Raw genomic sequence first — 11225 nt, 5'->3', positions numbered from 1 at the left:
GCCGGCCGTCGCCATCGTGGGCGGGCACCGGATGGCCTTCAAGAGCGTGGTGCTACGCGTGTTCCCGCACGGCGTGGCGCTGGGCCTGGGCGGCGCCGAGATGCAGACCATGCTGGACAATCCGCTCGCCAGCCCCTACACGCTGGGCGTCTCCGCCGCGGCGGCGTTTGGCGCGTCGCTTGCCATCACACTCGACTGGCATCTGCCCGCGCTGCCGGCCGGCATGACCGTTTCCGTATCGGCCTTCGCCTGCACCCTGCTGTCCGTGCTGGTGCTGGAACGCGTGGCGCGCTGGCGCGGCGGATCGACGCTGGGCGTGGTGCTGTTCGGCATCGCCCTGGTGTATTCGTTCCAGGCGCTGGTGATGCTGCTGCAGTTCGTCGCCAGCGAGGAGGCCCTGCAGGGCATCGTGTTCTGGACGATGGGCAGTTTGGCGCGGGCCAACTGGACCACCGTCGGCGTGATGGCAGCGGCGCTGGTCCTGGCCATTCCGTTTTCGATGCGTGACGCCTGGAAGCTCACCGCCGTGCGGCTGGGCGAGGAACGCGCGGCCAGTTTCGGCATCGACGTCAAGCGGCTGCGCCTGGTCAGCCTGCTGCGCGTCAGCGCGCTGGCGGCGCTGGCCGTGTCGTTCGTCGGCACGATCGGATTCGTCGGCCTGGTCGCACCGCACATCGCCCGGCTGCTCCTGGGCGAAGACCACCGCTACTACTTGCCGGGCAGCGCGCTAGCCGGCGCGCTGATCCTGTCGCTGGCGTCCGTGGCGTCCAAGACCGTGCTGCCCGGCGCGCTTATCCCGGTCGGCATCGTGACCTCGCTGGTCGGCATTCCCTTCTTTCTCACCATCGTCGTGCGCGCCCTCAAGCGCGCGTGACGGCACTTTCCGCAACAAGGAGACACCCCGATGAAATTCCGCCTGACGCTGACGCTCGCGGCCCTGACGATTGCCGGCACGGCCCATGCCGCCCCCGCTTGCTCCATCGACGTCGAAGGCCGTCCCGGCAAGCAATTCGGCCCCGACCACATCGTTGTGCCCGCGACCTGCCAGGAATTCACCGTGCGCCTCATCCACACGGGCAAGAACAGCAAGGAAAAGGCGGGCCACAACTGGGTGCTGACCAAGACGGAAGACATCGACGCCGTGATGGTCGACGGCATTAAGGCCGGCGCGAGCAGCGACTTCCTGGCGCCGGGCGATGCCCGCATCCTTGCCAAGACGCCCATGCTGGGCGGCGGCGAGACGGCCACCGTCACCTTCCCCGTCAGCCGCCTGCGCGCGGGCCAGTCGTACACCTACTACTGCTCGTTCCCCGCGCACGCGCAGCACATGCGCGGCACGCTGGTGCTGCAACCCTGACGATGACGCAGCTCCGCATCCAGGCCCTGTCCGCCGGCTACGGCGGGCGGCCGGTGCTGCGCAACGCCAGCGCCGGCCCCATGCCCGAAGGCGCCGTCACCGCGCTGCTGGGGCCGAACGGCAGCGGCAAATCGACGCTGCTCAAGACGCTGGCGGGTCTGCATCCCGTGATGCAAGGCGCCATCTGGCTGGACGGCGAGGACCTCGCAATCGCCAGCCCGGCCCGCCGCGCCGAATGCGCGATGTACATGCCGCAGGCCCTGCCCAAGGGCGTGCACATGACCGTCTTCGAATCCGTGCTGGTGGCGGCGCGATCCGGCCGCCACGGACAGCCTGGCCATGCGCTGATGGAAGACGCCATGGCGGTCATCACCGAGCTGGGCATCGCATCGCTCGCCAGCCGCCATCTGGACGAACTGTCCGGCGGGCAGAAGCAGCTGGCCTCGCTGGCGCAGGCGCTGGTGCGCCGTCCACGCCTGCTGCTGCTCGACGAGCCCTTGTCGGCGTTGGACCTGAACTACCAATTCCACGTCATGGACGTGCTGCGCCGCCAGACGCGTATGCACCGCCTGATCACGTTGGTGGTGCTGCACGACCTGAACATCGCGCTGCGTCACGCCGACCACGCGCTGCTGCTGCACGCCGGCGCGATCGAAGCCGAGGGGCTGCCGGGCGACGTCGTAACGCCCGACACGCTGCGCCGCGTGTACCGCGTGCGGGCGCGCGTCGAACATTGCCCCCAGGGCCAGGCGCAGATCCACGTGGATGGCCTGGCCGAACAGTCAGCAACGTAGGTGTCTCAGCACCATAGGTGTCTGACACCCTTGCCGCAGCCCTCCAGTGCGCAGACCATCTCACACGGGTGTCAGACACCGGGCAACATGCGCCGGCCTTCACCATAGGTGTCTGACACCCCTGCCGCAGCCCTCCAGTGCGCAGACCGTCTCACACGGGTGTCAGACAATGCGCAAACATACGCCGGCCTTCACCGCAGGTGTCAGACACCGGGGCGGCACCTCGAACCGAGCGGCGTACTCAACGGTATATATTCACCGGTCAAGCCATTCCGAGAGTTCGCCCATGCCGACCCGTCGCGCCCTCGCGTTTCTGTTGACCGTGCTTGCCGCGCCCTCCGGCGCCGCCATTGTCTACGACAATCACGGCCTCGTCGTCGACGTGGCAACCGGCAGCCGCAGCGACTGGAACACGGGTCAGCGCCAGACCACGCGCGCCACCACCATCACCTTCCAAGGCAAGCCCCTGTGCGGCGCCGACGTCGGCGCGCTGCTCTATCCCGGCAGCAATGCGCCGCAGGCTCGCGCGTTCTTCTGCCCCGGTCCGGTCGCCATGCTGGAAACCGATGCGGTGCTGGCGTTCTTCACCAGTTCCAGCGCCAGCACCGTGCTCGCGCATCTGCAGGTCGTCAACGGCGCTCTGCGCGTGCAGCGCTTGCCGCTTTCCGACAAGCCGGACCGCGACAGCATCCACGGCACGCGGTTCGAGGACGCGCGCCTGCCCGGCTGGACGCGCGTGAACTCGGCCTGGAACGAAACCGTGATGATCCGCCATGCGCCGCTCAAGGCACAAAACCTCGGCCCCGGAAAGCTGCTGGACATTGCCGGCGACGTGGCCTATCTGGCTATCCCGCCGGGCCGTAAGGTCGTCGTGCTGCAGCCGGCCACCCGCGTGAAGGACGCGCATGGCGACCTGCAATACGTGCCCGAGATCACCAAATTCGTGGATGCGCCCCTGGCGTTCCGCGCGGTGCGCCTGACCGATAGGCGCGAACTGGCGCGGCTGGATTTCGACGACACGTGCGTAGGCCTGCCGCCCCTGCAATTCGAAAGGCCCGATGCGAAAGCCGCTTTCAGCGCCACGCCCGCCATCGCGTTCGACGACGTGCCGGCGTGGCGCGCAAGCGCCTTGGAACTGACCCAGACGCAGGGCCGCGCGACGCTGCGCTTGAAACCGGGCGTGCAATTACCGCGCAAGCCCGGCTGCCACGCCGGCGGAACGCCCGGTTAGAGGCTCGGCTGGCCGCTCTTAGACGCCAGGCTGAACGCTCGGTTAGAAGCCTGGTTGAAAGCCTGGTTGAAACGCCGGTTCAGGCTCCGGTCGAAACTCCCGATTGAAACTCCGGTGGGTCGCTCGGCCGGACTTCAGATCAGAAACTGCCGGTAAGCCTCGTTACCCGTTTCCTCGGCGTGCGCATAACCGAGCTGCCGCAAGAACCCATCCAGCGCCGCATCGTCCGCCACCGGCGCCTGAATGCCCACCAACGCCGAGCTGAAATCCGTGCCCTGATTGCGGTAATGGAACAGGCTGATGTTCCAGTTGGGCGCCATCGCCGACAGAAACTTCATCAGCGCGCCCGGCCGCTCGGGAAACTCGAACCGGAACAGGCGCTCGCCACCCGCCAGCGGCGAACGCCCGCCAACCATGTAGCGAATGTGCTGCTTGGACACCTCATTATTCGTCAGGTCGGACGCCGAAAACCCCTCCGCCAACAACGCCGCCAGGATATCGGCGGACTCGCCGCGCCGCGCAATCTGCACGCTCACAAAGATGTGGGCGGTGCGCGCGTCGGCGATGCGGTAATTGAATTCCGTCACACTGCGCTGCCCGATCACGCGGCAGAACCGGCGGAAGCTGCCGCGCTCTTCGGGGATGGTCACCGCGAACACCGCCTCGCGCGCCTCGCCCACCTCGGCGCGGTCCGCCACGAAACGCATGCGGTCAAAGTTCATGTTCGCGCCCGACGTGATCGCCACCAGCGACTGCCCGCGCGCACCTTCGCGCTCCACGTACTTCTTCAGCCCGGCCACAGCCAGCGCACCCGCGGGTTCCAGCACGCTGCGCGTATCCAGGAACACGTCCTTGATCGCCGCGCAGACCGCGTCCGTGTCCACCAGGATCACTTCGTCCAGATACTCGCGGCACAGGCGGAACGTCTCCTCGCCCACCAGCTTGACGGCCGTGCCGTCCGAGAACAGGCCGACATCAGCCAGGATCACCCGCTCGCCCACCCGCAACGATTGCGCCATCGCGCAGGAATCCTCGGTCTGCACGCCGATGACCTTCACGCCGGGATGCACCGCCTTCACATACGTCGACACGCCCGCCGCCAGACTGCCGCCGCCGATCGGCACGAAAATGGCGTGCAGCGGCTCGGGGTGCTGCCGCAGAATCTCCATGCCCACCGTTCCCTGCCCCGCGATCACGTAGGGATCGTCGAACGCGGGAACGAAGGTCAGCCCCTGCTCCTGTGCCAGCGTCTGCGCATGGGCGTATGCGTCGTTGTACGAATCGCCGGCCTGCACCACCGTCACGGTCGGTCCGCCGTGGGCGCGCACCGCGTCCACCTTCACCTGAGGCGCCGTCTGCGGCACGACGATGATGGCCCGCACACCCAGCTTGGCCGCCGAAATCGCGACGCCCTGCGCATGGTTGCCGGCCGACGCCGTGATGACCCCGCGCTCCAGCGCGGCGCGCGGCGTGTTGCGCATCTTGTTGTAGGCGCCGCGCACCTTGAACGAGAACACCGGCTGGTTGTCTTCGCGCTTGAAATGAACGGTGTTGCCCAGCCGGGTGGACAGCCCACGCGCCAGGTCCAGCTCGGTTTCACGGGCAATGTCGTACACCCGGGCGGTCAGGATCTGCCGCAGGTACTCCATCGGCGTGGCGGCGCCGGCCTGGAATTCCGAGGGTGCGTGGGAGGATGAATCGGACATGGTTTCTCTGCTTTGGGTTGCTTGCCCGACAGAGGCGGCCACAAAAAACCCGCCTCGTGGGGCGGGTGGCTTGTGACTGTTGCGGTCGCGCGCTAACCCACCATTCCAGGAATGATGGTAATAATCAGCGAAATGCGGACGGCGCGGAAATTCATGGGGCGTACTGTCCTCTCATCGCGCGGCTTTGTCAAACGGGGCGGCTGGCCGTTTCGATGCCGGTTTCCGCCCGCCTTCCGCAATGCGTCCCCCAAAATTCCGCATAAGCATATTGCGGCGCCATCAAGAAATAGAACCATTTCCCGGCGCAATGCGTAGCACGGTATTACAATGGAAGGTTCGTGGCGGTCGCACCTTCCAAGGCGGACCCGGATACGGCCCTTTCATCGGCCGGCCGGTCCAGCCAGACAATAGGACGGGCGGCGGTCATGTTGGTGGGACAGCTTGCCTCGCGCGTCCCTCCATACGAACCCACTCTCGACAACATCTACCGGCGTACGCCGCATAGCATGTTCGGGTTTGCGCGTTAATCGCCTGAGCCGAACAGATTCAAGGATCATGTCTCTTACTCCGAAGATTATCTATACCCTCACCGACGAAGCTCCGGCACTGGCAACCCGTTCGCTGCTGCCCATCGTCCAGGCATTCGCCAAACCCGCAGGCATCACGGTCGAGACCCGCGACATTTCGCTGGCAGGCCGCATCATCGCCCTGTTCCCGGATTACCTCGAAGACAGCCAGAAGCTGTCCGACGCCCTGGCTGAGCTGGGCGCCCTCGCGGTCAAGCCCGAAGCCAACATCATCAAGCTGCCCAACATCAGCGCCTCGATGCCCCAACTGAAGGCGGCCATCAAGGAACTGCAAGACCAGGGCTACAAGCTGCCGGACTACCCGGACGCCCCCGCCAACGACACCGAGCGCGACGTCAAGGCGCGCTACGACAAGGTCAAGGGCAGCGCCGTCAACCCGGTCCTGCGCGAAGGCAACTCCGACCGCCGCGCCCCGCTGTCGGTCAAGAACTACGCCCGCAAGCACCCGCACAAGATGGGCGCCTGGTCGTCCGACTCCAAGTCGCACGTCGCCCACATGAGCGAAGGCGATTTCTACGGCACCGAAAAGTCGGCCCTCATCGCCGACGCCGGCGACGTCAAGATCGAACTGACCGCTGCTGACGGCACCAAGACCGTCCTGAAGGAAAAGACCCCGGTCAAGGCCGGCGAGATCATCGACGCCGCCGTGCTGTCGACCGCCAAGCTCAAGTCCTTCCTGCAGGCCCAGATCGACGACGCGCGCGCCAACGGCGTGCTGTTCTCGGTCCACCTGAAGGCCACCATGATGAAGGTCTCCGACCCCGTCATCTTCGGCCACGTGGTCTCCGTGTTCTACAAGGACGTCCTGGCCAAGCACGCCGACGCCCTCAAGCAGGCCGGCTTCGACCCCAACAACGGCATTGGCGATCTGTACGCCAAGATCCAGTCGCTGCCCGCCGACCAGCAGGCCGCGATCACGGCCGACATCGACGCCGCCTACAAGACGCTGCCGCAACTGGCCATGGTGAACTCCGACAAGGGCATCACCAACCTGCACGTGCCCAGCGACGTCATCGTCGACGCGTCCATGCCCGCCATGATCCGCGACTCCGGCAAGATGTGGAACGCCGAAGGCAAGCTGCAGGACACCAAGGCCGTCATCCCCGACCGCAGCTACGCCGGCGTCTACCAGGCCGTCATCGACGACTGCAAGCGCAACGGCGCCTTCAATCCGGTCACGATGGGCAGCGTGCCCAACGTCGGCCTGATGGCCCAGGCTGCCGAAGAATACGGTTCGCACAACAAGACCTTCGTCATCCCGGCCGCCGGCACCGTGCGCGTCACCGACGCCTCTGGCGCCGTGCTGCTCGAGCAGGCCGTCGAAGCCGGCGACCTCTGGCGCATGTGCCAGACCAAGGACGCCGCGATCCAGGACTGGGTCAAGCTGGCCGTCTCCCGCGCCCGCGCCACCAAGACGCCCGCCGTCTTCTGGCTGGACGAAAAGCGCGCCCACGACGCCCAGGTCATCGCCAAGGTCAAGCAGTACCTCAAGGACCACGACACCAGCGGCCTGGACCTGCGCATCCTCGACCCGGTCGAAGCCACCAAGTTCTCGGTCAAGCGCATCCGCGAAGGCCTGGACACCATCTCGGTCACCGGCAACGTGCTGCGCGACTACCTGACCGACCTGTTCCCCATCATGGAACTGGGCACCAGCGCCAAGATGCTGTCGATCGTCCCGCTGGTCGCCGGCGGCGGCCTGTTTGAAACGGGCGCGGGCGGTTCGGCCCCCAAGCACGTGCAACAGTTCCTGGAAGAAGGCTTCCTGCGCTGGGATTCGCTGGGCGAATTCATGGCGCTGGCCGAGTCCCTCGACCACCTGGGCCGCACGTACAAGAACCCCACCGCCCAGATCCTGGCCAAAACGCTGGATCAGGCCACGGCCAAGTTCCTGGACGAAAACAAGTCGCCCGAGCGCAAGGTCGGCGGCCTCGACAACCGCGGCAGCCACTTCTACCTGGCGATGTACTGGGCCCAAGCCCTGGCCGCCCAGACCGAAGACCGCGCCCTGGCCGCCCAGTTCGCACCGGCCGCGATCGCATTCTCCGAAGGCGAGAACAAGATCCTGGACGAACTGAAGGCCGCCCAAGGCAAGCCTCTGGACATCGGCGGCTACTACCAGCCGAACGAAGCCAAGGCCAGCCAGGCCATGCGCCCCAGCGCCACGCTGAACAAGGTGCTGGCCTCGATCGGCTAAGCCCCCTGCCCTTGCCGGCCAGTGTTTGCTGGCTGGCGGGCATGTGAAAAACCGGCAGTCCCGTTGGGGCTGCCGGTTTTTTTATGGGGCGCTCTCCGGATGCCTGCGTCCTCGGATGGGTGTCTGACACCCTATGAGATACCGCTACAAGTTGGCGGCTGTCTCCCGAGGGTGTCAGACACCATGCGGCGTTCGCTGACCCAAGCTTCGGCAAGGTGCGGCAAGGTGTCTGACACCCGCACGAGCCGCCCTTGGCATTTCCGCGCTAATTGTCGGGTGTCTGACACCGTCTGGGTAAATATCCAGGGACCTTACTCGGAAGTCACCTCACCGCTTCGCAACCGCTCCCGGCATCAGCCTGTCCAGCCGCAACCTCCCCCGCTCGTCCGTCAATCGGCGCATCGCGCCATAAGCCGCACCCATCGCCGCCATGGCGCTCGCGCCGCACAGCAGAAACATCAACAGGATCTGATACTTGGCCGCGTCAACAGGATCCATGCCCGCAATGATCTGCCCGGTCATGATGCCCGGCAACGTGATGATCCCTGCCGCCGACATCTGGTTGATGCTGGGCACGATGCCGCGCCGCACGGACTCGCGCAGCAACGACGAAAACGCCTGATGCACGGTCGCGCCCAGCGCCAGGCGCGCCTCGATGCCCAGCCTTTCGCGGCGCACGCCCGACAGCATTCCGTCCAATGCCAGACTGGCCGCATTCAATACGCTGCCCAGCACGATCCCGACCAACGCAATCGTGTAGCGCGGATCAAACCAAGGGTCCGGGCGCAGCGCCGTATTCAGGATGAACAACGCAGTCACGAGCGTCGTGCTGACCACCGCCAATGTCCCGACCCAGCCATTGCCATGCCCGATCAGGCGCGCCTTGGGCCGCGCCGCAACCTCACGCGCGGCCAGCGCCATCATCACCGCCACCACCAGCGCCGTCAGCCACGGCGCGGCATGGGCGAACACGATGCGCAGGATCTGACCCACGAGCAGCAGTTGCACCACCGTGCGTACCGCCGCCCACAGCACCTGCCGTTGCAGGTTCAGGCGCAGCGCAAAGGAAATGCCGGCGCTCAGCAGCACCAGCAACGACGCGATCACTAGATCCAGCGCCTGCAGCTTGATCACGTCCATAGCGGCTCCATGTGGCCTTGCGTCATCCGCCAACGCCGGCGCGCCAGGCGCTCGGCCTGCTCGTCGCTGTGCGTGACGAGCAGAATGCCTGCCCCGGCCGCCAGAAAGCGCGACAGTTCCGCCTCGACCAACGCCGTCGCTCCCTGATCCAGCGCGGCAGTCGGCTCATCCAGCAGCAGCACGCGCGGGTTCTGCATCAGCGCCCGCACCAAGCCCATCCGCTGGCGCTCGCCCGTGGACAGCTCATGGACCAACGCGTCGAACTTGGCCTCAGCCAGCCCAAGGCGCTCCATGATGGCGATCGCGCCGGCGCGGTCCGCGTAGTGCGCGGACACATGGTCATCCCACCATCCGGCCTCGGCCTGGCAATACACCGCCAGACGCCGCCACTCGAAACCGCGCATGGCCGACCGGCGGCGCCCGTCGAGTTCCGCTTCCCCATGCCCGGGGTCCAGATCCGCAATCTGCCGCAACAGCAACGACTTGCCCGATCCCGATGCGCCGACCACGGCCGCGCACTCGCCCGCGGCCAGATCCAGGCTCACGGGCGCGAGGCGCTCGCTGTACAGGCCTCGCAGCCTGAGCAGCGGCGGAGCGTCAGAAACAGCTTGCAGGGAAACCGGCGCGGATTGCATGGGTAGGCATCATATAGAAAAGCCCGCGGCAAGGCGGGCTTCACTGTGTGCGGCGGCGGCTCGGATCAGAGCATATGCGCCAGGAACTCGCGGCTGCGCGCATGCTGAGGCGCGGCAAAGAACTCGGCGGACGGCGCTTCCTCGACGATGCGGCCATCGTCCATGAAAATGACCCGATGCGCCACTTCTCGCGCAAACCCCATTTCATGGGTCACGACCAGCATCGTCATGCGCTCGTCGGCCAGCTGCTTCATGGTGCGCAGCACTTCGCCCGTCAGCTCCGGATCCAGCGCAGAGGTCGGCTCATCGAACAGCATGATGTCCGGCTCCATCGCCAACGCGCGCGCAATGGCCACACGCTGCTTCTGGCCGCCGGACAGCCGCGTCGGATAGTTGTCGCGCTTGTTCGACAGCCCCACCTTGCGCAGCAGCTCTTCCGCCTTGGGCACGATCTCGGCGCGCGACATGCCCTTCACGGTGATCGGCGCCTCGATGATGTTCTGCAGCACCGTCATGTGCGGGAACAGATTGAACGACTGAAACACCATCCCCATCTTGCGGCAGATACGGCGCACGTCCGCGTCGCTGGCGTACTGGCTGCGACCACCAGGCACGGCGGCGGCCATCGTCTCGCCTTCGATCTCGATGTTGCCTTCGTCGATGGTCTCAAGATGATTCAGGCAGCGCAGGAACGTGCTCTTGCCCGATCCCGACGGCCCGATCACCGCCACCACTTCGCCCTGCTCCAGGGTCAGGGACACATCATCCAGCACACGGTTGGCGCCAAAGGATTTGACGATATGGCGGGCTTCGATCATCACCGGACGCGCGCCGAGTCCGGCCGGAGAATTACTGGTCATATTTTGCATAGCGCTTTTCCATGTGCTGGAAGAACCACGTCAGGAGCAGCGTCATCAACAGATAGAAGGCAGCGGCGACGAGGAACGGCGTGGTCGTGAAATCGCGCTGCACGATGCCCCGCGCCGTGCGCAGGATGTCGTTGAGCGCCAGCACGTAAATCAGCGAGGTGTCCTTGACCAGCGTGATGGTCTCGTTGCTCATCGGCGGCAGCACGCGCTGCACCATCTGCGGCAGCACGATGCGGCGCAGGGTCTGCAGGTACGTCATGCCCAGCACCTTGCTGCCCTCGTATTGCCCCCGATCCACCGACTGGATACCGGCGCGGAAGATCTCGGCAAAATACGCCGCGTAGTTCAGCGCAAACGCCACCACCGCCGCCGGAAAATCCGGCAGCCGGATGCCGATCACCGGCACGAACGGCAGCGCGAAGTAGATGAACAGCATCTGGAGCATCAACGGCGTGCCGCGCATCAGCCAGATATAGCCATTGACCGCGCGGCTCAGCAGCGGCCACTTCGAGATGCGCGCCAGAGCCAGCACCAGCCCCAGCGGCACGGCCAGCGCCAGCGTGATGAAGAACAGCGTCAAGGTCACTTTCGCGCCTTCCGCCAAGGGCCCCAGAAGGGAGAGTACGTAGTCCATGCAGTGGGTTCGCGCCGCGAGGGCAAGAGAGAATCATGGGCAAGCCCGCCTGGCCTTGCGGCGCTGCGGCGGGCT

General features: G+C 66.0%; 10 protein-coding genes. 5 read left to right on the top strand and 5 right to left on the bottom strand.

The genetic code is table 11. The features are described 5' to 3' along the window. The 4 genes from RT697_RS14005 to RT697_RS13990 form a co-directional block, all read left to right on the top strand. Positions 1 to 874, top strand: an 874-nt coding sequence (locus tag RT697_RS14005; RefSeq protein WP_313699625.1) for an iron ABC transporter permease, incomplete at its 5' end; no start/stop codon positions are given. Between the two features lie 30 nt (positions 875 to 904). Continuing rightward, entirely contained in the window at positions 905 to 1357 is a 453-nt protein-coding gene (gene azu, locus RT697_RS14000) for an azurin (protein WP_279971035.1), read from the top strand. A 2-nt stretch (positions 1358 to 1359) separates the two neighbouring features. Then, positions 1360 to 2151 (top strand): ABC transporter ATP-binding protein, encoded by a 792-nt coding sequence (locus RT697_RS13995; protein WP_313699623.1) that lies wholly within the window; start codon positions 1360 to 1362, stop codon positions 2149 to 2151. 286 nt (positions 2152 to 2437) lie between these two features. Then, the gene (locus RT697_RS13990; protein WP_313699621.1) at positions 2438 to 3382 is read left to right on the top strand and encodes a hypothetical protein; all 945 of its coding nucleotides are present in this window, start codon (positions 2438 to 2440) and stop codon (positions 3380 to 3382) included. Between the two features lie 134 nt (positions 3383 to 3516). Here the strand turns inward: RT697_RS13990 and ilvA are convergent, their stop codons facing one another. Beyond that, on the bottom strand, positions 3517 to 5088 hold the full coding sequence (gene ilvA, locus RT697_RS13985) for a threonine ammonia-lyase, biosynthetic (protein ID WP_313699619.1): 1572 nt from the start codon (positions 5086 to 5088) through the stop codon (positions 3517 to 3519). Positions 5089 to 5643: 555 nt separating this feature from the next. Here ilvA and RT697_RS13980 point away from each other — a divergent pair. Continuing rightward, positions 5644 to 7872, top strand: a complete 2229-nt coding sequence (locus tag RT697_RS13980) for an NADP-dependent isocitrate dehydrogenase (RefSeq protein WP_313699617.1) — start codon at positions 5644 to 5646, stop codon at positions 7870 to 7872. A 327-nt stretch (positions 7873 to 8199) separates the two neighbouring features. On the opposite strand, the gene RT697_RS13975 is transcribed toward RT697_RS13980, so the two are convergent. The 4 genes from RT697_RS13975 to RT697_RS13960 all read right to left on the bottom strand — a co-directional run bounded on the left by RT697_RS13975 (position 8200) and on the right by RT697_RS13960 (position 11150). After that, positions 8200 to 9012, bottom strand: a complete 813-nt coding sequence (locus tag RT697_RS13975) for an ABC transporter permease (protein WP_313699616.1) — start codon at positions 9010 to 9012, stop codon at positions 8200 to 8202. Continuing rightward, positions 9003 to 9647: an ABC transporter ATP-binding protein gene (locus RT697_RS13970; RefSeq protein WP_313699615.1), complete on the bottom strand. Its 645-nt coding sequence runs from the start codon at positions 9645 to 9647 to the stop codon at positions 9003 to 9005. The genes RT697_RS13975 and RT697_RS13970 overlap by 10 nt, the downstream gene beginning before the upstream one ends. Before the next feature lie 65 nt (positions 9648 to 9712). Continuing rightward, on the bottom strand, positions 9713 to 10465 hold the full coding sequence (locus tag RT697_RS13965; protein WP_175185461.1) for an amino acid ABC transporter ATP-binding protein: 753 nt from the start codon (positions 10463 to 10465) through the stop codon (positions 9713 to 9715). 31 nt (positions 10466 to 10496) lie between these two features. Next, positions 10497 to 11150, bottom strand: a complete 654-nt coding sequence (locus tag RT697_RS13960; protein ID WP_175121427.1) for an amino acid ABC transporter permease — start codon at positions 11148 to 11150, stop codon at positions 10497 to 10499. Between the last annotated feature and the right edge of the window lie 75 nt (positions 11151 to 11225).

This window comes from Achromobacter sp. (assembly GCF_032113835.1).
Classification (GTDB): Bacteria; Pseudomonadota; Gammaproteobacteria; order Burkholderiales; family Burkholderiaceae_B; genus Achromobacter.
The sequence above is the reverse complement of the archived record's forward strand: the minus strand, read 5'-3'. Positions and strand labels throughout refer to the sequence as shown.